We start from the raw sequence: 21,913 nt of genomic DNA on the forward strand, positions 1-21,913 counted from the left end.
CCGAGGCCGAGGCCAACTACTATGCAGCCCTTCAGATCATCAATATGGCTGCGTGACTCAAACCAATTAGCCTCCGGGAAACCCGGGACGCTTCAATATGAATTCATTTGCCAGCAGTGGGAAAAAGAACCATCACGGTTCATACATAATCCGCACCATCAAATCATGGGACTAAACATCAATCGGTCGGAGATCAAAGGCGACCTCGTCGCCCCGGCATCAGCGATGGGGCTCAGTGCCGACGGCGCTTTCCAGATAAAGCCTCAGCACTGTACCCGCTTCTCCGTCCTGGGCGGATTGAGGGGACGATCCGTCCTGCGGCAGGGCGAAGATCGCCTTGACCAGATGCAGCAGCATCACCGCCCGTTCGTCATGCGGCCCCGGCATGCCGCCGAGCCGTGACAGTAGCCGGCTCATGCGCGCGATCAGCGCCGCGCGGAGTGGTTCCACCCCGCTCTGCCATACGATTCCTCTGTCGATAAGAGAGAGGACGACCGACCGTTCCGTCCGCAGACGCTGAATGATGCCCAGCAACCCGTTTGCCGCGTCTGCCGGCGACAGCGGCGGATCACGGTCGATCAACGCGTCCAGAGCGGCCAGCAACCGTTCCCCGTAGCGTTCGAGCAACGCGGCGGCCAGGACCTCCTTGGTCGGGAAGAAGCGGTAGAGCGAACCGATCGCGGTGTTGGAGCGGGCGGCGATCTCGGTCATCGTCGCCGCCTCGTAAGACTTCTCGGCGAAAAGCGCCGTCGCCGCCTCGAAGATCGCCGTGACGCGATCTCGTCCGCGCTGCCGTTTGGGGGTGAGCGGCGAGGAACGGGGAGGGCTTGACATAATGCGAGGATATCCTCAACTTGTAGTTATGCGAGACCATCCTCGTATAACCGATTTTGCGCGGCCGGTCGATGTTCGATCTGGCCGTGCCATTGTTCCCTCTATCCAGTGAGGTTCCGTTCCATGACCGCATTCGATCCGCGCACCACCGCGCTCGTCCTCATCGACCTGCAAAGTGGTATTCTTGCCTTGCCGACCGCCCCGAAACCATCCTCCCAGGTGCTGGAGGGCGGCAGATCCCTGGCCAGCCGCTTCCGCGCCGCGGGCGCGGCGGTGGTTCTGGTTCGCGTCGCGTTCGCACCCGATTACGCCGACGCCCCGCCGGGTGCCGTCGATCAGCCCCTCGGAGGCTCGAATGGCGGCCTTCCGGCGGATTGGGCGCGCCTCGCGGAGGGGCTGGAGGCGCCTGGCGATATCGTCATCACCAAGCGTCAGTGGGGCGCGTTCACCGGCACCGAACTGGACCTGCAACTTCACAGGCGGGGTATCCGGACGATCGTTCTTGGCGGCATCGCCACCAATTTCGGGGTGGAATCCACGGCGCGACATGCGTGGGAACTCGGCTACAACGTCGTCATCGCCGAGGATCTTTGCACCAGCCTGTCGGCAGAGCTTCACGACGTCGCCATCCGTTCCATCTTCCCGCGGATCGCCCGCGTGTTGGATTCGGACGCCATTGCGTTCGATTGCTGAGGCGTGTCGAGGGCCGAACGATCCGCATGACCGCTGGGGCGTAGTGGTGCGGCTTTCTTTGGTCTTCGCTACTCTACTGCTGGCCTTCCACCTGCCGATCGAGCGACCCCATTTTCTGCTGGTCGTTGCCGATGCCGTAAAGCGAATTTCGTTACGCAGATAACAGCTTAGTGCGATGTGGGAGTCTGGACTGTCTCTTCGCCTTTGGGGGAAGCAAGGGCGAAGGAAAGCACGGGAGGTCCCCAATACTTAATCGCGCGGGGCTGGAAATACATTGAGTGTGCCCACATACCCGTAACAAAAGGTAATCTCCTTACCTGGGCTTTCCCTCCACAAGAACGAAAGCTGTGGATCATGTCATTCTCATCTTCTACAAGAAAATGATCATCGTCATCGACGTTAAGCCAAAGTACTTCGGATTCATTGATTCGCCCCAGTCTGCAGAACGCATATAATAGACTCGTTTTGTCCATAAGGTGATATGTCTGATCGAATGAGGTTGAAATTGTTGATCCCATGCCAGGGGAAAGGACCACCTTACGAACAGTCATATCCTTTTCAATATTTCTGAATCGCAATACCTCAGGCCCTCCACCTGAGTGTCCGATAAGAAGCACGCGTGAGCGATCAATGTTTGAGTGTTTGGTATAATAATCCAATACGACTGCGATCTGAGCGGCCGCATTGGACGTCATGGACCAGAAATCGGTTAACCCGGTATGAGAATCCGTCAAATGTGGATCGGCGGCCACTCCGCCGCTATTTCCATACCCGCTTTTGAGGAACGACACTGCTTCATAGCCGTGATCAAGGAACCAACGGATCCAGGAACTGTTGCATAGCTGCAATTTTTGTCTGGAGCGCCCGTATGTGGACGTGGTGTATCCGTGCACGAAAAGCATCAAGGGCAGCGGACCCCTCGTATTTGCGGGGCGGCACATCCTTGCATGTAATTCGATGTGATCTCCTGCCGGATCTATGGCCGGTATAAAGTCTTCGGATATTTTTACAGGATCACTCTCGGCACATCCCGATAGAAAGAGAAACATGAACAATATAAATTTAATGATATGCTTTCCTGGCGGAAGAATCAGAAATTCTGTATTTTTTTGAATGCATGCCATCAGCATAAATCCGACAGATATATATATGATATTAAATTATATAGGGCACGACTTTGACTGTTTAAGTGATATTAACTCACAACATAAACATAAAGGTATGCGCCAATACGCAAGGCATCGATATGTTTCTAAAAAATATAAATAAATCTATATAGATATGTATATCAATATTTTATATTGGGATTGGAAGTGGAAGAAAACTCATATACGGTATTGTTATTTCCGAACAATGTGGCTTTCTGCTGTGTATTGCCTCCATCTATTCCTGTGAAGTAAATATCATCCGAATTTGATGTAATTGATTGATTTTGACCGGAATAGGAAATTGACGACATCACGATGATCAAATCATAAATATTATGAAACGCCACAACGTGGTATTACGATATAATTCCTAAATAGGATAATATATTAAATATTGTTTTAATTTATTTAGCTATGATTGACCCGCTTTGAGATACGCACAGGCGCTGGATCGACTTCATTCTGATCGCCAGGTAACTGAAATCACTCGCGCGCGGTATCGCCCGGACGATCTGGAGGCAAAACCGCCGTGGCCTGAATGGTCGTCAGGCAGTGGCGCAACGCGGACCGGAATGGAAGACGAAGGGGCCCGTCGATCGGTGTGAGCAGGCGGGACCGGACGGGAAAAAGGCGTTTCGCTACAAAAATGGTGTTCGGCGGCCCGCGTAGCCTTGCCAGACTGGGCGCTTTCGCATTTGCTGGCGTCAATCGGCACGATCATCGCGTGCCCTCTCACCGAGTCCGGAGCATCGTACCCCGTGTCCAGCCTTCGCCTTCATGCCCTGTTTGCGTTCGTCCTCGCGAGCGCGCCCGCCTTAGCGGCCCAGCCGCATCCCGAAGCGTCGCCCCTCCCCGTCCCCTTGCCGAAGCCGCTGGACAAGCCGTTTCCCGGCGTGGTGCGGCTGGATGTGGACGCCACGGATCTGCACCGTCATGTCATGACGGTGCATGAGACCATCCCGATCCCGCCCGAGGCGCGAAAAGCGGGCGATTTCGTGGTGCTCTACCCGAAATGGCTTCCCGGCAACCATTCCCCCAGCGGCCCGCTTCCGCAACTGGCTGGGATCATGATCAAATCGGGGGACCGCACGTTGGACTGGCTGCGCGATCCCGTGGATGTCTATGCGTTCCACATCCCCGTCGGAAAGGACGACAAGAGCGTCGATCTCACCTTCCAGTTCCTCTCCGCCGTCACGGATACGGAGGGGCGCGTGGTGATGACGCCTCATATCGTCAATGTGCAGTGGAATGCCGTCTCGCTCTACCCGGCGGGATATTATTCGCACGATATCGCAGTGAACGCATCCGTCACCTTGCCCACGGGCTGGCAGATCGGCACCGCACTGCGTCCCGTTGGGCCGCCTTCAAACTCGGCGACCGGCACGACGACCCGTTTCGGCCTCGTGACCTACAACACGCTGGTGGATTCACCGCTCTTCGCGGGCGCGTATTTCAAGCGGGTGACTCTCTCCAAACCCGGCGCGACGCCCGTCTCGCTGAACATGGTGGCCGACAAGCCGAGCGATCTCGTCTATACGGATGAAGAGATGCAGGCGCATCGCAATCTGGTGGCGCAGGCGATCAAGACTTTCGGCTCGCAGCATTACGATCATTACGATTTCCTGCTGGCCCTGAGCGATGAACTGGGTGGCATCGGGCTCGAACATCACCGCTCCAGCGAGGACGGCGTCAGCCAGGATTATTTCACCGACTGGGCGCATTCCTACCCGCAGCGCGACCTGCTGGCGCATGAATACACCCATTCCTGGAACGGCAAATACCGCCGCCCCGCCGACCTCTACGGCCCCACCTTCAACGACGTCCAGCGCGGCTCCCTGCTCTGGGTCTATGAGGGCCAGACCCAGTACTGGGGCAATGTACTGGCTGCGCGCTCCGGGCTCGTGACCAAGGCGCAGGGCTTCGAGGCGCTCGCCCTTCAGGCCGCGAGCTACGCGCAGCAGGCGGGGCGCGTCTGGCGTCCGGTCGAGGACACCACCAACGATCCCACCATCGCCCAGCGCCGCCCCAAATCCTGGCGCGACTATCAGCGCTCGGAAGACTATTACGTGGAGGGTCAGCTCGTCTGGCTCGACGCCGACACGCTGATCCGCAAGCTGACCGGAGAAAAGAAATCGCTCGACGATTTCGCCCGTGCCTTCTTCGGCACCAATGACGGCAGCTTCGTCACCAGCACCTATGAGTTCGACGACGTCGTCAAGACGCTCAACAGCGTCGTCCCCTATGACTGGGCGCGCTTCCTGCGCGACCGCATCTATACGGTGCGTCCGCAGGCGCCGCTCGACGGGCTGGCGACCGGCGGCTATCGCCTCGTCTTCAACGACAAGCCCAACGAGTTCATGGTGCTGGGCGCCAAGCACCGGCATTACGTGAATTTCCTCTTCTCGCTGGGGTTCGACATCTCGGAGAAGGGTGAACTCAAGCTGGTTCACTGGGGCGGCCCGGCCTGGAACGCCGGACTGGCGATTCATGACGAGATCGTGGCCGTGAACGGGGACGCCTTCTCAATCGAGGGGCTGACCGAGGCGATCAAGGCGGCGGCGATGCCCGGCGCCGAGCCGATCGTCCTGATCGTCAAGAGCGGCGGCCATCTGCGGACCGTGACGGTTCCCTATGGCGGCGGAATGCGCTTCCCTCATCTGGAGCGCGTCGACGGCACGCCAGACCGGCTGAGCGCCATCTACGCGCCGCGTTGATCCGCGAGAACCGTCCCGGCATGCGCGCTTCTCCTCCCTTGCCCCCGGCGCGCGCGAAAACGCGCTGCGACGCGCTCGGCGTCGCCCCGTTCAGCGATCGCGCCGGGAGCCTGTTCCGTCCCTGGCTCGGTCCCGCCCATCGCGCGACGCTGGAGCAGGTGGCCGTCTGGATGCGAGAGGCGGGGATGACCGTGGCCGTCGATCAGGCCGCGAACATCGTCGGGCATTATCCCGGCCTGACGCGGGACGCGCCGGTGCTGCTGCTCGGCTCGCATCTGGACAGCGTGGAGAATGCGGGGCGCTATGACGGGGCACTCGGCGTCATGCTGGGGATCGAGGCGGTGGCGCATTTCCACGCGGCGGGCCGGCGCTTCCCCTTCGCCATCGACGTGATCGGCTTCGGCGACGAGGAGGGCTCGCGCTTTCCGACGTATATGATCGGCTCGCGCGCCGTGGCCGGATGCCTGCTGCCCGTCGATCCCTCGTTGCGGGACGCGGCGGGCGTCACCCTCGCCGAGGCGCTGGCGGAATGGGGGCAGACGATCGAGACGCTGCCCCTCGCGCGGCGGGGGCGCATCGCCGCCTATGTCGAGGCGCATATCGAGCAGGCGCCGCATCTCGAACGCGCGGGGCAGGCCCTCGGCGTCGTGCGCGGCATCGCCTCGCAATTGCGGTACCGCGTGCGCGTCACAGGGCAGGCCGCTCATGCGGGCACCGCGATGGGGGAGCGGCAGGATGCGCTCGCGGCGTCGGCGGAGGGGATTCTGGCGATCGAGCGCATCGGCGCGTCCGGGCCGCCCGATCTCGTCACCACGGTCGGCGTGCTGACCGTGGCCGGCGGCGCGCCGAACGTCGTGGCGGGAGACGCCGTGTTCAGCCTCGATATCCGCGCGCTCGACCCCACCATACGGGACGGCGCGGCGCGGGAGATCGTCGAGGCGCTCGACGGCGTCGCGGTCAGGCGCGGGGTGACGGTGACGTTCGAGCGGGAGCAGGATCTGTCCGGCGCGCGCTGCGACGCGGCGCTCGCGGCGGCGCTCGCCGAGGCGGCGGAGCGTGTCACGGGACAGATCCCGCCGTCCCTTGTCAGCCAGGCGGGGCATGACGCCATGGTCATGGCCCATGCCGCGCCCATGGTCATGCTCTTCATCCGCTGTGCGGGCGGCATCAGCCACAATCCGGCGGAATCGGTCGCGCCGGAGGATGTGGACGCCGCCCGCGACACGTTGATCGGATTTATCGAGCGTTTCGGAGTTCCGGCATGAGCGCCCTTCCGGCGGATTTCTTCGGCGAGATCGACCCGCCCCAGCGCCTGCTGATGGGGCCGGGCCCCGCCAACGTGCATCCCCGCGTCCTGCGCGCGATGAGCGCCGACGTGCTTGGGCAGTTCGATCCGGAAATGACCGCATACATGAACCAGACCATGGCGCTCTATCGCCGGGTGTTCATGACGGAGAACCGCTGGACCTTCCTGATCGACGGCACCGCGCGCGCGGGGATCGAGGCGGCGCTGGCCTCGCTGATCGAGCCCGGCGCGCGGGTGCTGATCCTGCGCGCCGGGCGGTTCGGCATGCTGCTCTCCGAAATCGCGGAGCGGCTGGACGCCGATATCCGCGTCATCGATGTCGAATGGGGGCAGATCGCGACGCTCGGACAGATCGAGGCGGGGCTCGCGGCGCATCGTCCTGCCGTCTTCGCGGCCATTCACGGCGACACCTCGACCACCACCGCCCAGCCGCTGGACGGTGTGGGCGCGCTCTGCGCCAGATATGGCGCGCTTTCCTATATCGACGCGACGGCGACGCTCGGCGGCATGCCGGTCAGGACGGATGAATGGGGCGTGGACGTCGTCTCGGGCGGGTTGCAGAAATGCATGGGCGGGCCGCCCGGCTGCGCGCCGATCACGATTTCCGATCGCGCGGCCGCGTTCATCTTCTCCCGGCGCAAGGTCGAATCCGGCATCAGGCGCGACGACCTCGCCGATGGGGCGCGTCCGGCGATCCGCTCGAATTATTTCGATCTCTCCATGATCATGGAATACTGGTCGGAGAAGCGCCTCAACCATCATACCGAGGCGACGTCGATGCTCTACGCCGCGCGGGAATGCGCGCGCGTGATGTTGCAGGAAGGGCTCGACGCCCGCTTCGCTCGCCATGAGGCCGCCGGGCGCGCGATGGTCGAGGGGCTGCGGGCGATGGGGCTGACCGTCTATGGGCAGGACGCTTATCGCATGACCAACGTCACCGGCGTCCATATTCCGGACGGGGTGGATGGCGAGCGCGTGCGGCGGCGGATGCGCGAGGAGCATCAGATCGAGATCGGCTCCGCCTTTGGCCCGCTCGCCGGGAAGATCTGGCGCATCGGCGCGATGGGCTACAATGCGGAGCCCGACAAGGTGCGCCGCACGCTCGCCGCGCTGCGCGATGTGCTGGACGGGGCGTAATGCGGGGTTGATTGGGGGTCTTCTTCTGAAGAAAAAGAAGCAAAAAGACTTTTGATCGCTGGGCCGCGGAGTTTCCCGATAAGACTCCGCGGCTCTGGCGAGGTGAAACGGCCGTGCCTGTTTATTCCGGCGCGTGAATCAATTTGTGGTTGATGAATTCCTCGATGCCGTAGGTCGAGAGTTCGCGGCCATAGCCCGAATTCTTGACGCCGCCGAAGGGCAGGTCCGGGGCTGTGCCGGTCACGTCGTTGATGTAGACCATGCCCGTCTCGATGCGTTCCGCCAGCCTGCGTCCGCGCGCAACGTCGCTCGTATGCACCGAACCGCCGAGGCCGAAGGGGGAATCGTTGGCCAGAGCGACCGCCGAATCCTCATCCTTCACCGGATAGATGATGGCGGCGGGGCCGAATATTTCTTCATAGAAGATAGGGTTGGTCTTGGTCACGTCGGTCAGGATCGCGGCTTCCATGAAGAAGCCGTCACGCGCGAGGCGCTGCCCGCCCGTGACGAGCGTGGCCCCGTGATCGACGGCTTTGCGAATCTGCCCCAGCGCGCGCGTCATCGCATCCTCGCTGCTCATCGGGCCGTGCGTAACGCCCTGCTCCAGCGGGTCGCCATAACGGAACGCCCCGATCGCCTCCTTGAGACGGGCGGTGAAGTCGGCGGCCAGGGAGTCATGCACGATCATGCGCTTCGCCGCCGTGCAGACCTGCCCGTTATTGGACATGCGCCCGGCGACCGCGCGGGGAATGACCTCGTCGAGATCGGCGTCGTCCAGCACGATGAACGCGTCGGAGCCGCCGAGTTCCAGCGTGCTCTTCTTGAGCGCCTTGCCCGCCTGCGCCGCCACGATGGACCCCGCGCGCTCGCTGCCCGTCAGCGCCACGCCGCGCACTTCGGAGCGGGCGATCAGTTTTTCCGAAACGTCGTTGTCGATGAAGAGATTGGTGTAAGCGCCTTCCGGCGCGCCGGCCTCGCGAAACAGCGCCTCGAAGGCCAGCGCGCATTGCGGCACGCCCGGCGCATGCTTGGCCAGCACGACATTGCCCGCCATGAGATTCGGACCGGCCACGCGGGCGAGCTGATAATAGGGGAAATTCCAGGGCTCAATGCAATAGATCACGCCCAGAGGCTGGCTGAGCACGGTGGCGCGGCCCGACGCGATCTTCAGTTCCCGCGGGGCGAGGAACGTCTCGGCATGATCGGCGTAATAGGCGAGGATATCAGCGGCCAGCGCCGTCTCCCCGATGGCCTCGGGGAGAATCTTGCCCATCTCGATCGAGATCAGGCGGGCATATTTCTCCTTGTTGTCGCGCAGGATCTGCGCCGCCTTGCCGATGACGGCGCGGCGTTGGGCGAAGCTGCGATGCCGCCAGTCGTCCTGATAGAGCCGGTGCGCGGTCGCCAGCTTGGCCAGCATCTGGGGCTCGGTTTCAAGGTCGAAGACCTTCTCCGTTTTCCCGGTGCTGGGATTGACGGTGCGATAGCTGCTCAAACCGCTCATTGGCGCGATCTCCCTGTTCGAATGTGACGCACCCGCCGCAATGGAAGCGGCAGCGGTCGGTATTCGGGAGAAAAAAGGGAAGAAGCCGGGAAGAGTTTCGGTTTTTTCCGCTTCATGGGCTGTTTGTCACGCGAATAACGTCGCCAGACCATCCTCCAACGAACGCGGCGTGACGCCGAGCACTGTCCGCATGGGGGTGATGTCGAACGCCTTGTCCTCCATCAGGCGGCGGATTTCCTCCCGTCCGATGCGTGGCAGGCCGGGCAGGCGCGCGGCGAGCGGGGCGACCGCCATCAGCAGCGCGGCGGGCAGGGGCAGGACCGGGCGCGGACGCAGTCGCGCCGCGCGGGCGACGGCGGCCGCGAAATCGCGGTAGCGGATCGCCTCGGGCCCGGCGACGACCAGCGCGCGCGGCGTGGCGAGCGCGCCGCCGCGGGCCAGATCGAGCGCCGCGAGCAGGGCGTCCGTCACATCCGCCTGATGGATCGGCTGCACCAGCGTCCGTCCGCCGCCGGGCAGGGGAATGACGGGCAGGCGCTTCAGCAGGGCGGCGAGACGCTGCACGTTGTCCTCGCCCTGTGCGCCGTAGATCATCGTCGGGTGCAGGATCATCCCGGCGCGTCCGGACTCCAGCAGGGCGCGTTCTCCCGCCAGTACGCCGTTGCCGTGATCGTCCGGCCAGCGGGTGAATTTCCGCGTCGAGCCCAGTCCGATCAGCGTGGCGGCGGGGTCGGCCGCAGAGAGAATCGCGGGAAGATGACGCGCATGAGCGGTGGTGACGATGTGACGCGCATCCGCGAGCGCCCCGGCCAGCGCCGATTCCGGCCCCGTCAGATCGGCGAGTCGGGCGGGTCTGGCCGCCGCGGCGATATCGGCGGCGAGGCGCGACGGATCGCGCAAAACGGGCACGACGGGGATGCCGCGCGCGAGCAGGGCGCGGCACAATGCCGCGCCGGAACGTCCGCTCGCGCCGATGACATGAACGGCTGGGCCGAGGTTCATCTGTGTCCTCCCTCTGATTGCGGGAAGAAATAGATACGCGAGGCAGGCGCGCGCGTCATGAGCCGCAGTCTCTATTAAAGCAAAGGGTTTCCAAAGGGCGACCGTCCTTTGGCGGGTGCGAGGCGGAGCCCTGCATGGCTGCGTCGAAACGCGAGCCGGACACGCGGCCCCCGCGTCACGGTCACAATGTGGTATTATAATACCGACATCCGGAAAGCGGCGGATTTCCGGGCCGGATGCAAGGTCAACGCACGCAGAAACCGCTTGACGCGCCCGCGCGCACCCCTCATAAGGCGCCCCCACACGCCAACACTCGTTGCTGGAAATTGTCCACCATGAAGACCACAGTTTCGTTGAAGCCCGCCGAGGTGACGAAAGGCTGGGTGCTGATCGACGCCGAAGGGCTCGTTCTCGGCCGCCTCGCCGTCATCATCGCCAATCGTCTGCGCGGCAAGCACAAGCCTCAGTTCACCCCGCATGTCGATTGCGGTGACAATGTCGTTGTCATCAATGCGGAGAAGATCGCCCTGACCGGCAACAAGGTCGGCCAGAAGCTCTTCCATTACCACACCGGTCATCCCGGCGGGATCAAGGAGCGCACCATCACGCAGCGCCTGGAGGGCAAGAACCCGGGCAGCGTGGTCGAGAAGGCGGTCGAGCGCATGATCACGCGCGGTCCGTTGCAGCGCCGGCAGATGAAGCATCTGTACGTCTACGCGGGCGACAAGCATCCGCATGAGGGGCAGCAGCCGGTCAAGCTCGACATCGCCGCCATGAACCGCAAGAACGCCACCACTTCGATCGGGGCCTGAGATCCATGTCTGAAACCCAAGAGCGCACGGGCTCGTTGCAGGATTTGGCGGCACTCGCCCCCGTCACGCAGGACGCCCCCGTCCATGAGGTCAAGCGCGACGCGCAGGGCCGTTCCTACGCGACCGGCCGCCGCAAGGATGCCGTGGCCCGCGTCTGGATTAAGCCCGGCAAGGGTGAGATCGTCGTGAACGGCCGTCCGGTCGGCCAGTATTTCGCGCGCCCCGTGCTGCGGATGCTGATCACCCAGCCGTTCCTGATCACGGACCGCTACAACAGCTTCGACGTGTTCTGCACGGTGAAGGGCGGCGGTCTCTCCGGTCAGGCCGGCGCAGTGCGTCACGGCATCTCGCGTGCGCTGACCCATTACGAGCCCACCCTGCGCGGCATCCTCAAGGTGGCCGGCTTCCTCACCCGCGACAGCCGCGTGGTCGAGCGCAAGAAATACGGTCGCGCCAAGGCCCGTCGCTCCTTCCAGTTCTCCAAGCGCTGATCCCGTACGCGGCTCCGGCCGCGTCACATCGGCAAGACAAACCCCGGTCCGCTCTCAGCGGCCGGGGTTTTTTGTGTTTGCGCTATGTTTTGACTTTTGGGGGAGCAGTTGGTCGGTTCTTTTTTGAAAAAAAGAAGAGCGGCACGCTCACCGAGCCACCATGACTGATGCCCTCAACCCCCCTGCTTTCCCAGCCCCAGCACCGGGAGCGTCTGGCTCCCGAGAATCGTCGCGGGCAATTGGCCGTTCCAGCGGCGGGCCTGCTCGTACTGCACGTAGTTCGGCGACGCGCCCAGTGACGATGCCTGGGCGCGGATCGCATCCGCCTCGGCCTCGCCCTTGACGCGGGTGGCGGCGGCCTCGGCCTCGGCCTGGAGGCGGAGCGCCTCGGCCTTGCCGCGCGCCTCGGCGATCGCGGCATCGGAATTGCCCTTGGCGGCGATCTGCTGCCGTTCGGCATCCTTCACGGCCTGCTGGCGCAACTGCTCCGCCTTCGTCACCTCGGCCTTCGCGCGCGTCATCTGGTCGATCGCCTCACGGAAGGCGCGGGAATAATCGAGATCGGTGATCTGGATCTCGGTCACATGCACGCCGTAGAGGTGCAGCGCGTTCGCCGCGACGGCCTGGAGAATCTCCGCCTCGATCTGCGAGCGGTTGCTCGGCACATCGGCCACCAGCCGCGTGCCGAACGCGATCTTCATCCGGTCATTGGCGAGGGTGTAAATCCGCTGCTGATAGGACGGGAAACGCTCATAGAGCAATTTCACATCCTCGGGCGGCACGTCGTACTGCACCAGCATCGTGACGCCGATGGCCTGATTATCGGCCGTGAAGACTTCCGACTTGCGGATTTCGAGCTGCTGGGTCGCCGTGGGGAAGGTCGTCACGCTCTCGATATAAGGCAGCTTGAAGTTCAGCCCCGGCGTGGCGATGCGGGAAAACGCGCCGAAACGCGAAATCACCGCGACTTCCTGCTGTTCCACCTGCACGTAGCAGCCGAACACGACTCCGAGCACCAGCAAAGCCAGCACGCCCAGCGCGACGGCCTGCATCATGAAGCGGGGCGTCAGACGGTGGATATCGGGGAGTTTCTTGTCGTTCCACATAAGCATGACTTTCAGGACGGACCGAAGGGCAGACGATACCCGTCGAAGCAGAATGTCTCCCACAGGTTCAATGTCGGGCGGGTCAGCGTCACGCGCCCGGAGTCGTTGCGATCACAGCACAGATACGCGCCGTCGCGAAACAGCCCGAATCCTGCGCCCGGCGCGCTGACCAGGGTAAAGGCCGTTGCGTCGTCGAACGCGGCCACGGGCGCGAAACCCGTCGCCGAGACCAGTCTCAGCCATGCGCCGTCCTCGCCCGTCGCGCGCAGGCGCACCTCCGTCCCGCGCACACGCAGCGCGATGCGCGGGAGATGCGTCACGTCGGCGCGCCCGAGCACGTGCCCCGCCGCGGCGTCGAAGCGGAGCGCGAAAGCCTGCGCCGCCCGGCACTGCCAGTCCGGGCCGCATGACAGGCCCGGCCGTTCATCCTGCCTCAGCGCCGCCAGCTCGGCACGCAGAAGGGCCAGTTCCTCATCATTGCGCGCGGCCGGGCGGAAGAGCGGCTCATGCTTCACACGATCGAAAATCTGCTTGTTTTCGAGCAGCGCCTGCTCGTCGACGGGTTTCTCGATCTCATGGATGGTCAGCGGGCTGCGGATCAGGAAGGGGCGCAATTCCTGATGCGCCGCATCCACCACCCCGCCGAAGCCCGCCGTGATCATCCGCCGCGTGTGTTCGATATGCTCGAACCCGTATTTGCGGAACCGCGTGTCCATGAAGCCCACCAGATCCAGCGCCGCGCCGGAAAACGCGCTGCACTGCCCGGTGAGCAGCGAGGAAACGAACGGATTTTCCACCGTGCCTGTCCCGTCATGAGCGGCGGCGTCCCAGTGATCCGGCCAGACATTGACGTGCCCGTAGCGCAATGCGGCTTCGATCCAGGGTTCCTCCCACCGCGCTTGCGTCGGGATCGTATCGTCCTCGATCAGGATCACCACATCGCATTGCCGGACGCAGCGCAACTGGAACAGCGCGCGGTTCTTGTTCCAGGCGATGCCGCGATTCGACGCGCTGACATGCGGAATGTCGAGCCGGGTCAGCAGGGCCGGCGTATCGTCCGTCGAGCCGTCATCCGCCACGAAATACTCGACGGGCCGTGCCGTGTAGGACCGGAGCACCGGGATCAGCGTCTCAAGGAACGCCGCGCGATTATAGGTCGTCACGCCGATCCCGACCCTTGTTTCCGTCACGATGCGCCCCTTGCCGTTGAGGACGGAAGTCTAGCTGAAACATTCGGGCAACGGAAATGAGCCTCGGCCGGGTTGCGGCATGCGGGGCGTCGCCCGCGACCGGCCAGAAGGGGATCAGCCTTGCGTGACGCCGATCTGCTTGATGGCGTGGAACGCGAGATCGGGCGTCATCTCCGTCGTCCGCCGCATCATGAAGGCGGAGCTTGCGAGAAAGACCGGATCGCCGTCCAGATCGTCCGCCATGGCGGAGCGGTTGGCCATGCAGAACGCCTCGATCTTCGCCCTGTCCCCCGTGATCCAGCGCGCCAGCGAAAAGGGCGTGGATTCGAAACCGATCGCCACGCCGTATTCGCCCTGAAGCCGCGATTGCAGCACGTCGAGCTGGAGCGTGCCGACCACGCCGACGATGGGGGGCAGCCCGTCCTGCGGGCGGAACAGCTGCACCACGCCTTCCTCGGCCAGTTCGACCAACGCCTGGCGCAACTTCTTGGCCTTCATGGCGTCGTCCAGCCGCACGCGGCGCAGGATTTCCGGCGCGAAATGCGGCACGCCGGTGAAGCGCAGATCCTCGTTTTCCGTCAGCGTGTCGCCGATGCGCAGCGTGCCGTGATTCGGAATGCCCACCACGTCGCCGCCGAACGCCTCCTCGGCCAGCTGGCGGTCCCGCGCGAAGAAGAATTGCGGCGTGTGCAGCGCGAACGGCTTGCCCGTCCGCACGTGTTTCAGCCGCATCCCGCGCGTCAGCCGCCCGGAGCAGACGCGCGCGAAAGCCATGCGGTCGCGGTGATTCGGGTCCATATTCGCCTGGATCTTGAAGATCAGCGCCGTCACCTGATCCTCGTCCGCCCTGACGGCGCGTGACTCCGAGGGCTGCGCGCGCGGGGCCGGACCATAGGCCACCAGCGCGTCCAGCAGATCGGTCACGCCGATCTCTTTCATCGCGCTGCCGAAGAAGACGGGTGTCAGATGCCCGGCATCGAAGGACTCGCGCTCGAATTCCGGCAGTGCCGCCTGCACGAGTTCCAACTCCTCGGAAAGCTGGACCATCCGCGCATCCGATTGCGGCAACTCCGCCGCCGCGCCATGCAGCGCCTTCGTCCGCAGGTCGTAGGTTCCCGCGAACTGCGCCGCGCGCCCCACCGGCCATGTGGCGGGCGAGGTGTCGAGCGCCAGGGTCGAGGAAATCTCGTCGAGCAGGGCGAAGCAGTCCTGCGCCTCGCGGTCCATCTTGTTGATGAAGGTGACGATCGGGATGTCGCGCAGGCGGCAGATCTCGAAGAGCTTGCGCGTGCGGTCCTCGATGCCCTTCGCCGCGTCGATCACCATGACGGCGCAATCGACGGCCGTCAGCGTGCGATACGTGTCCTCGGAGAAATCCTCATGGCCCGGCGTGTCGAGAAGGTTGAAGACGCAACCGCCATATTCGAACGTCATGACCGAGGTGACGACCGAGATGCCGCGATCGCGCTCGATGCCCATCCAGTCCGAGCGCGTGCGCCGGCGCTCGCCCTTGGCGCGCACGTTGCCCGCCATCTGGATCGCGCCGCCCGCGCGCAGGATACGCTCGGTCAGCGTGGTCTTGCCGGCGTCCGGATGGGAGATGATCGCGAATGTCCGCCGCCGCGCGATCTCGCCCGTGATCCGTGCGGTGTCGGACATTCGTCATCATCTCCCGGAAAGACAAAATGCGGGGCGCCGCCCCGCATGGCCGTCAGGGAGTCGTGCTCCCTGCTCCCTATACTCATCGGCCGCCGAAAACCGCCGGCCTTTGGCGAAGGGGTCGGGGGGCGGCAGCCCCCCGAGGCGATATCAGCGCGAGTAGAACTCGACCACGAGGTTCGGTTCCATCTGCACCGGATAGGGCACGTCCGACAGACGCGCGGTGCGCAGGTACTTGCCCTTCATGTGCCGATGATCGACTTCCATGTATTCCGGAACGTCACGCTCGCCGCTCTGCGCGGCGTCGAGGACGACGGCGAGCTGCTTGGACTTCTCGCGGACCTCGATCACGTCGCCGTCCCGCACGAGGAAGGACGGGATGTTGACCTTGTGGCCATTGACCGTGACATGGCCATGGCTGACGAACTGGCGGGCGGCGAACGGCGTGATCGCGAACTTCATGCGGTAGATCACCGCGTCGAGGCGGCGCTCCAGCAGGTCGATCAGGTTCTCCGAGGTGTCGCCCTTGCGGCGGACGGCTTCCTCGTAATATTTGCGGAACTGCTTCTCGCTGATATTGCCGTAATAGCCCTTCAGCTTCTGCTTGGCCATGAGCTGGACCGAGAAGTCGGACGGCTTCTGCTTGCGGCGCTGGCCATGCTGGCCGGGGCCATATTCGCGGCGGTTGACCGGGGACTTCGCACGGCCCCACAAATTCACGCCCAGACGGCGATTGATCTTGTACTTGCTTTCCTGGCGCTTGCTCATTGCAAGAACACACCTTACGAATCCGCTCCGCCCGATGCTGCATGGCGATGCGTCTGTGGCACCGGTAGGCCACTCTCCGGATTGAGAGCGACGGGCGCGCACCCGAAACCGCGGCCCCGGGGCGCAGAACCCGCCTTCGGCCACGGCCGGTACGTCCACGTTCCCGGCAATGGCGCGCCTCCTACCGCCACGTGCGGCGAATGTCAATGTAAACCGCGCTCCGGTCGTGTTCCGCCTGGACGTTCGGAGCCGAGTTTCGGCGCTCCGCCCTGTCGTTCAATCGACCTGAAGAGCGCCGAACCGCGCCACGGCGCTGGCCGCGGCCGCATCGTCGACGCTGTCTCCGGCCAGAGCGGCGGACAAATCGGCGATCAGCTTCTGGTGCCGCGCCGTCAACGGCGCGTCGGGGGTGAGGTGAATCCTTTCCCACACGTCGAGTCTCTCGGCGTTGACATGGGCGGTGCCCCCTGTCTCGGCGGGAGGCAGGCAGAGATACGTGCCTTTCACCGGGTGCCGCAAGGCGACCATGCCCTGTGCGACTGGCACCAGATCGAAAGACAGGACGGGAGACGGAATGGGTTCGCCCTGTATGGACATCGCCGGGCTGTCAGGATGATCGGTCGCCAGAAACGCTCGCGAACCGCTGACCAGCAGCAAGACGGGCGCATGCCAGCGGAAATCGCAGGTCGTGACATGCAGACGTCCGTCGAACATGTCGATGCGGATGTCCTGGTTCGAGGCGCTGCGGAGCGAATAGGCGCGGAACGGCTTCGGGCGCGACGCTGGACGCGGGAAGGCCGTGGTCGCCGCCCCGGCGCTCCGGGCGATCTTGCGGTCGATCTCCCGCAGGATCGCTTCCCCGACCCGCACGGGATCGTCGAGATGAAACGATGCGTTGAAATGGTCGCGCCCGTCGCCGCGACGCGCGTTTTTCATCCAGAGATAGTCGATCCGGGCGTCATGAACCGCATCCATCAGATGATAGGTGCGGCGGACCTGGACGTCCGGCGAAAAACAGAGACCATGGGTCGAGCGGCTGAAGATCGTCGTGTGGAAGGCGGAGCCGACCATGCCGGTGATGAGGCGGCCTGATCTGTGGAGAGAGAGCTGACTGTCCAGATCCATGGTCTCCGGCGTCAGAATGCCGACTCCATGACGCTCCAGAACGGATTCGATCTCCTTTTCGCCTTCAAACGCGTAATTTCCGGATGTGAGGGCCGATTTGGACAGCCAGTAGACCTCCCGGTCCCAGAGGGACTCCGGGGCGGCGTCCCCCATTTCCGCACAGAAGGTGGCGAATTCGGAAAAAATGAAATCGTCTTCACTCAACGCCTGTCCGGGAATCACAAGCTCCTCGAACACGGTTTCGAATTCCGGGATGACGACCTGGTCCCGCCCGATGCCGGCATGGTTCAGAAGCCTGCTCATCCATGGATTGGAAAAGATTTCATCGACGGATTTGTTCGTGAGAAACACGACCGGATCGTCAGGACGCTCCCTCTTGCGGTAATACCAGAGCGCATTGAGACATTCCGTGATGAAATGCCCGAAGTGATCGGCGATGACGCCGCCGAAGACCGCGCGCCCACTGCGAGGGAGGAAAACCGGGTTGAGCGGGCGCGTCAGCGGCGTGCCGAATTTCAGCGCCGCGGGATGGCCCGCGAACTGGGCGCTTCCCAGAATGAGGCGCCCTGCCCGGTCATAGAGCGCGGAGTCTTTCCGATTGGGCCAGAATCCCTTGGGGATATAAAGGACGTCACGATGGAGATGGACGTCCGGCGCGCCCTGATGCACGTCGCCCGTGAGATCCTGATTTCCGCAGGGCGCGAACTCTTCCATCATTTCCCCGCCATTTCCTTCGGCATTCGGCTGTCACATGCACCGTATCGCCGCCGACTCTGCACGCGGGGGCATGAAGAGACAAGAGAGCCGGGTCTGGCGGCCAGCCGGTGGAACCGCCCCGCGCCCGCCGAAGGGCGGTCGCCCTTCGAACAGCCGCGACGGGAACCGCCTTCGCCGCTCAGAACGTCATCGTCACCGAGGCGTTGACCGAACGCCCCATGAGCCCGACCGGCAGGAGCGCGCCCTTTCTGCCCGCATAGATGTAATTGCCGAGCGCCACGCCGCCGAGGGGCAGGTAGGCGGCCTGGTTCAGCACATTGTCCAGCCCGAGCTGGAACACCGCCTTCTTCCACCTGTAGGAGGCGGTGAGGTTGAGCAGCGCATAGCCGGGCGTGCGCGGCTCGGAGCGGAGCACATCCACCGTGCTCTTGCGCTTGACCAGGATGACCTCCGCGCGGCCCGACCAGTTGCCGTAGGTCTCGTCCAGCGCGACGAAGCCGTTGGTCGGCATCTGGTGATACAGGCTCGTATGCGTCACCAGATCCTGAGCCCGCACCCAGTCCACCTTGGCGCTGATCACGCCCGTGCCCCATTTCGGCGAGGACCAGGCGGTATAATGGCCCGAGGCGTTGACGCCATAGCTCTGGGCGTTGTGATTGGCGAATTGCAGCAGCGCGAAGCCGTCGGAGAAGGTCTTCAGCCGGTTCACGTTGATGTAGTTCTCCGTATAGATGAAATAGGGCTGGACCTTCAGCTCCCACAGCTTCCTGGCCTGATCGTGCCAGTCCGCCGTCACGGAGACGTTATGGGCGATGGCCGATTGCAGGTGGTTGTTGCCGACATAGCCGTTTCCGTCCCCGAACCAGCCGATCATGGTGCTGGCCATCTCCGAACGGCCCCAGCTGTAGAGTTCGAAGAGGTTCGGCGCGCGCGACTTGCGGGCGTACCCCCCTTCGATCGACAGGCGATCCGTCGCATCCCAGTGCATGAGGGCGGTCAGGTCGAAATTCACATAGGTATGGTGATGGTTCTGGGCATTGAAGGCGTCGGCGGCGTTCGAATCCGTGACGGCCATGCCCGACATGCCACCCATGCCACTCATGCCTGACATGCCCGTGGACATGCCACTCATCCCCCGCGCGACGTAGTCATAGGGCTGCACATTGCCGGTATTCATCATCACCACGTCGCTGCGGACGCCCAGCAGCGTTTGCACATGCGGCGCGGGATGCGCTTCCCACTCGACGAAATTGCCGAGCCGGTCGCGTCGTCCGTCGTCGATGTTCTGGTAGGTGTTCGGCCCCATCATCATCGAGCCCGGCAGCGGCGGCCACCAGTCCGCCAGCCACTGGTGATCGAAGCTGTCGCCGATTCGCAGGGTGTCGTGACGGCCGAACGGGATCGTCGCCTTGATCTGGTATCCCGCGATCCGGTTCCTGTCATTCATGGGCATGCCGGTGTCCCAGCTATGGCCGCCCTTGTCGGCGAGATCGTTCATCACGTGATCGACCCGCTGCCAGTAGCCGCGCGCTTCCAGCGTGCCCCAGTCGAACGCGCCGGTATATTTGCCGTTCACGAAGGTGGAGCGGTTATTGGTCATGTCCATCCAGGCGTTCGGGAACCCTTCATAGGGCGTGTCCGACTGCCCGGCCGTGACGGCGAGGAGATGGTTGCCCTTGTGATACCCCAGCGTGACGCTGTGCGAGACGTTCTTGTAGAGCGAGGAGCGCACGACGCCTTCGCCGCCGCCCATATGGTAATCGCCGCGCGCCTGATAGGAGGCGCTGTAGTTCAGGCTCCAGGTATCGTTCGCGACCGTAGCACTGGCCGATCCCTCCCAGCCGCCGCCATTGCTGTGATAGGCGCCGCGCGCCCAGCCGGTGACGAGAACCTTGCCGCGCCGCGCGAATTGCGGATCGCGCCGCTCCACGCTCACCGTGCCGCCGAGGCTGTCGCCCCCGAGGCTGACGGGCGTGATCCCGGCGATCACCGTCGCATTCGCCACCATGTCCGGCGTGATATAGGACAGGGCGGGGTTCATGTGGTTCGGGCAGGCGGGCTGGATGCGCACGCCGTCCACCATCGTCGCCACATTGTCGTCGGCCATGCCGTTGATGACGGGCAGGGCGGAAATGCCGCCCGCATTCCACATGCTGAATCCCGGCACACGGGAAAACAGCCCGGTCGTGTCGGCGGTGCCGCGGCTCAACTGTCGCAGGTCTTTCGACGAGACGCGCGTCGCCATCAGGCTCCTGTCGGTCAGCGAGGGCGCGTCCGCCGCATAGACATCGACTTCCGGCAGGGTGATGACCGGCGATGCGCCGGCGGCGCGAGAAGGGGGCAAATGAACGGCGCAGGCGGCGAGCAGGAGGGCGCGCGTCATGCCGCGCCTTTTCGGAGCGAACTTCATGATTGAGGTCTCTTCGGTGTGAATGACGCCGGACCGCCGCGCGGTTCTCGCGCGGCGGCAGTTTGTTCACGAAGAGACGGAGGGCGGTCCCCGCGCGAGGACAGGCGTCCAGGGCGCGGGCGGCGCACGGGGGGGCGCGGCCTTGCGCTGCACATGCAGCACCAGCGTCGAGGGGGCGGGCAAGACGGGCGCGGCATGGAAGACGACCGGGCCGAGCGTCAGCAGCGGGCAAAGGAAGCAGCCTGCATCCGCGTCATGCCCGGGCCGGGGCGCCTGATGCGAGTCCCGGTCATGATCCGCCATCATGTCGCAGCCGGTCGTCATGACCGGCGCGGTGGTGATGACGAGTCCCGTCAGCCGTTCGAGCGTGGCGCGCGGCATTTCGCCGGGGCGCGCCGCGCCCATGATCACGAGCTGTCCCAGCAGCCCGAGCAGCAGCACCCCCACCCACAGGCGCGGGCGGAGCGCGACGCGGCGGGAGGAAAGGGCGACGCGACCGGCCATGGCCGCCTTCTCCGCCCAATATCCTGTCTTGTCAAACCCGCGCGCGAGGCACATTCCTGCGGGTCATGGATCACGCGCGCCCCATAGTTCCCCTGATGGCGCCGGCTCCGCCTCGCGCGGACCGGTCCTCGCGCCTGCTGCTCATCGCGCTGGCCGTTGCGCTGGCCGCTCATCTGGGCGTGCTGTCATTGCTGCGCAGCCCGGCCCACCTGCCGCGCCCGGCCGAGCCGCAAGCTCCCGTCATCTTCGAACGCGCGCCGGAGCCGTCGCTGCGGTCCTTCGCGCCGCCCGCAGCCCCCGCCCTGCCGTCGGACGCCGCCGAAATCCCCGCGCCACTCACCACGCCGGAGGCTCTTCCGGTGCCCATGCCCCTGGCGCATCTTTCGGCCGGACGCCGCTCCGTCATATCGCATTCCACCAGCGCGTCGGCGTCGACGAGGACCGTGCCCACTCCGGCATCCGTTCCCGCCGCCGCGTCGCCCGCCGCCGGTCCTTCCGCCGCCGCGCCCGCCGTCATCGCGCCGTCCTGCGGGATTCAGACGCCGCCCTATCCGCCGGAAGCGCGCCTTCTGCATCAATCCGGCGTGGTGGGCATCCTGCTGACCGTCGCGCCTGGCGGGGCGGTGACGGACGCATCGCTGGCCGTCAGCAGCGGCAGCGATGCGCTCGATGACGCGGCGCTCGCCGCCGCCCGCGAGGCGCGCTGCGTCAATAACGGGCCGCGCGCCGCCACTCTCCGCCTGCCGGTGGGGTTCCGGCTGGAGTGAGACGTCTTCGTCCGGAGACGGAGAAC

General features: G+C 64.3%; 18 protein-coding genes. 7 read left to right on the top strand and 11 right to left on the bottom strand.

All coding sequences use genetic code 11. The annotated features are described in order from the left end of the window. Positions 1-219: 219 nt before the first annotated feature. Positions 220-834 carry a TetR/AcrR family transcriptional regulator gene (locus tag EDC31_RS11140; RefSeq protein ID WP_042056793.1) on the bottom strand — a complete coding sequence of 205 codons (615 nt, stop codon included), beginning with the start codon at positions 832-834 and terminating at the stop codon, positions 220-222. Positions 835-957: 123 nt separating this feature from the next. Between EDC31_RS11140 and EDC31_RS11145 the strand changes: the two genes are divergently transcribed. Further along, positions 958-1,527, top strand: coding sequence for a hydrolase (locus EDC31_RS11145; protein ID WP_042056792.1), 570 nt, complete (start codon positions 958-960; stop codon positions 1,525-1,527). A gap of 167 nt (positions 1,528-1,694) precedes the next feature. Here the strand turns inward: EDC31_RS11145 and EDC31_RS11150 are convergent, their stop codons facing one another. Continuing rightward, positions 1,695-2,651 (bottom strand): alpha/beta hydrolase family protein, encoded by a 957-nt coding sequence (locus EDC31_RS11150; RefSeq protein WP_132127053.1) that lies wholly within the window; start codon positions 2,649-2,651, stop codon positions 1,695-1,697. Between the two features lie 782 nt (positions 2,652-3,433). Here EDC31_RS11150 and EDC31_RS11155 point away from each other — a divergent pair. From EDC31_RS11155 to EDC31_RS11165, 3 genes are read left to right on the top strand one after another with little or no spacing between them, the layout of a single operon-like run. After that, a complete protein-coding gene (locus tag EDC31_RS11155; protein WP_042056791.1) occupies positions 3,434-5,389 on the top strand; it encodes a M61 family metallopeptidase in 1,956 nt (651 codons plus the stop codon). A gap of 20 nt (positions 5,390-5,409) precedes the next feature. After that, positions 5,410-6,654 (top strand): allantoate amidohydrolase, encoded by a 1,245-nt coding sequence (locus tag EDC31_RS11160; RefSeq protein ID WP_042056797.1) that lies wholly within the window; start codon positions 5,410-5,412, stop codon positions 6,652-6,654. Then, positions 6,651-7,832, top strand: coding sequence for a pyridoxal-phosphate-dependent aminotransferase family protein (locus EDC31_RS11165; protein WP_042056789.1), 1,182 nt, complete (start codon positions 6,651-6,653; stop codon positions 7,830-7,832). Before EDC31_RS11160 ends, EDC31_RS11165 begins: the two co-directional genes overlap by 4 nt. Before the next feature lie 121 nt (positions 7,833-7,953). On the opposite strand, the gene EDC31_RS11170 is transcribed toward EDC31_RS11165, so the two are convergent. Beyond that, a complete protein-coding gene (locus EDC31_RS11170; RefSeq protein ID WP_081797447.1) occupies positions 7,954-9,336 on the bottom strand; it encodes an NAD-dependent succinate-semialdehyde dehydrogenase in 1,383 nt (460 codons plus the stop codon). A gap of 126 nt (positions 9,337-9,462) precedes the next feature. Next, complete coding sequence (locus EDC31_RS11175; protein WP_132127054.1) at positions 9,463-10,338, bottom strand: SDR family oxidoreductase; 876 nt, start codon at positions 10,336-10,338, stop codon at positions 9,463-9,465. A 335-nt stretch (positions 10,339-10,673) separates the two neighbouring features. On the opposite strand from EDC31_RS11175, the gene rplM reads away from it, so the two are divergent. Beyond that, entirely contained in the window at positions 10,674-11,150 is a 477-nt protein-coding gene (gene rplM, locus EDC31_RS11180; RefSeq protein WP_042055591.1) for a 50S ribosomal protein L13, read from the top strand. A 5-nt stretch (positions 11,151-11,155) separates the two neighbouring features. Beyond that, positions 11,156-11,641: a 30S ribosomal protein S9 gene (rpsI, locus tag EDC31_RS11185; protein ID WP_042055593.1), complete on the top strand. Its 486-nt coding sequence runs from the start codon at positions 11,156-11,158 to the stop codon at positions 11,639-11,641. A gap of 173 nt (positions 11,642-11,814) precedes the next feature. On the opposite strand, the gene EDC31_RS11190 is transcribed toward rpsI, so the two are convergent. The 7 genes from EDC31_RS11190 to EDC31_RS11220 form a co-directional block, all read right to left on the bottom strand. Beyond that, positions 11,815-12,753, bottom strand: a complete 939-nt coding sequence (locus EDC31_RS11190; RefSeq protein WP_239641519.1) for an SPFH domain-containing protein — start codon at positions 12,751-12,753, stop codon at positions 11,815-11,817. A 5-nt stretch (positions 12,754-12,758) separates the two neighbouring features. Beyond that, the gene (locus EDC31_RS11195; protein WP_158310289.1) at positions 12,759-13,937 is read right to left on the bottom strand and encodes a glycosyltransferase; all 1,179 of its coding nucleotides are present in this window, start codon (positions 13,935-13,937) and stop codon (positions 12,759-12,761) included. 114 nt (positions 13,938-14,051) lie between these two features. Further along, on the bottom strand, positions 14,052-15,596 hold the full coding sequence (prfC, locus tag EDC31_RS11200; protein ID WP_042055597.1) for a peptide chain release factor 3: 1,545 nt from the start codon (positions 15,594-15,596) through the stop codon (positions 14,052-14,054). 150 nt (positions 15,597-15,746) lie between these two features. Continuing rightward, complete coding sequence (rpsD, locus tag EDC31_RS11205) at positions 15,747-16,364, bottom strand: 30S ribosomal protein S4 (RefSeq protein ID WP_042055600.1); 618 nt, start codon at positions 16,362-16,364, stop codon at positions 15,747-15,749. A gap of 276 nt (positions 16,365-16,640) precedes the next feature. Continuing rightward, a complete protein-coding gene (locus EDC31_RS11210) occupies positions 16,641-18,206 on the bottom strand; it encodes a glycosyltransferase family 61 protein (protein WP_042055601.1) in 1,566 nt (521 codons plus the stop codon). A 178-nt stretch (positions 18,207-18,384) separates the two neighbouring features. Beyond that, entirely contained in the window at positions 18,385-20,589 is a 2,205-nt protein-coding gene (locus EDC31_RS11215; protein WP_042055684.1) for a TonB-dependent receptor plug domain-containing protein, read from the bottom strand. A 93-nt stretch (positions 20,590-20,682) separates the two neighbouring features. After that, complete coding sequence (locus EDC31_RS11220) at positions 20,683-21,120, bottom strand: DUF2946 family protein (RefSeq protein WP_042055685.1); 438 nt, start codon at positions 21,118-21,120, stop codon at positions 20,683-20,685. Between the two features lie 65 nt (positions 21,121-21,185). On the opposite strand from EDC31_RS11220, the gene EDC31_RS11225 reads away from it, so the two are divergent. Next, positions 21,186-21,887 (top strand): TonB family protein, encoded by a 702-nt coding sequence (locus tag EDC31_RS11225; protein ID WP_132127055.1) that lies wholly within the window; start codon positions 21,186-21,188, stop codon positions 21,885-21,887. Positions 21,888-21,913 lie beyond the last annotated feature (26 nt).

The organism is Acidomonas methanolica (assembly GCF_004346035.1).
GTDB classification, from domain to species: Bacteria; Pseudomonadota; Alphaproteobacteria; order Acetobacterales; family Acetobacteraceae; genus Acidomonas; species Acidomonas methanolica.

Coding starts and splice junctions, on each gene's coding strand:
- EDC31_RS11140 (WP_042056793.1), bottom strand. CDS start 834: ATGTCAAGCCCTCCCCGTTCCTCGCCGCTCACCCCCAAACGGCAGCGC.
- EDC31_RS11145 (WP_042056792.1), top strand. CDS start 958: ATGACCGCATTCGATCCGCGCACCACCGCGCTCGTCCTCATCGACCTG.
- EDC31_RS11150 (WP_132127053.1), bottom strand. CDS start 2,651: ATGGCATGCATTCAAAAAAATACAGAATTTCTGATTCTTCCGCCAGGA.
- EDC31_RS11160 (WP_042056797.1), top strand. CDS start 5,410: ATGCGCGCTTCTCCTCCCTTGCCCCCGGCGCGCGCGAAAACGCGCTGC.
- EDC31_RS11165 (WP_042056789.1), top strand. CDS start 6,651: ATGAGCGCCCTTCCGGCGGATTTCTTCGGCGAGATCGACCCGCCCCAG.
- EDC31_RS11170 (WP_081797447.1), bottom strand. CDS start 9,336: ATGAGCGGTTTGAGCAGCTATCGCACCGTCAATCCCAGCACCGGGAAA.
- EDC31_RS11175 (WP_132127054.1), bottom strand. CDS start 10,338: ATGAACCTCGGCCCAGCCGTTCATGTCATCGGCGCGAGCGGACGTTCC.
- rplM (WP_042055591.1), top strand. CDS start 10,674: ATGAAGACCACAGTTTCGTTGAAGCCCGCCGAGGTGACGAAAGGCTGG.
- rpsI (WP_042055593.1), top strand. CDS start 11,156: ATGTCTGAAACCCAAGAGCGCACGGGCTCGTTGCAGGATTTGGCGGCA.
- EDC31_RS11190 (WP_239641519.1), bottom strand. CDS start 12,753: ATGCTTATGTGGAACGACAAGAAACTCCCCGATATCCACCGTCTGACG.
- prfC (WP_042055597.1), bottom strand. CDS start 15,596: ATGTCCGACACCGCACGGATCACGGGCGAGATCGCGCGGCGGCGGACA.
- rpsD (WP_042055600.1), bottom strand. CDS start 16,364: ATGAGCAAGCGCCAGGAAAGCAAGTACAAGATCAATCGCCGTCTGGGC.
- EDC31_RS11210 (WP_042055601.1), bottom strand. CDS start 18,206: ATGATGGAAGAGTTCGCGCCCTGCGGAAATCAGGATCTCACGGGCGAC.
- EDC31_RS11215 (WP_042055684.1), bottom strand. CDS start 20,589: ATGACGCGCGCCCTCCTGCTCGCCGCCTGCGCCGTTCATTTGCCCCCT.
- EDC31_RS11220 (WP_042055685.1), bottom strand. CDS start 21,120: ATGGCCGGTCGCGTCGCCCTTTCCTCCCGCCGCGTCGCGCTCCGCCCG.
- EDC31_RS11225 (WP_132127055.1), top strand. CDS start 21,186: ATGGATCACGCGCGCCCCATAGTTCCCCTGATGGCGCCGGCTCCGCCT.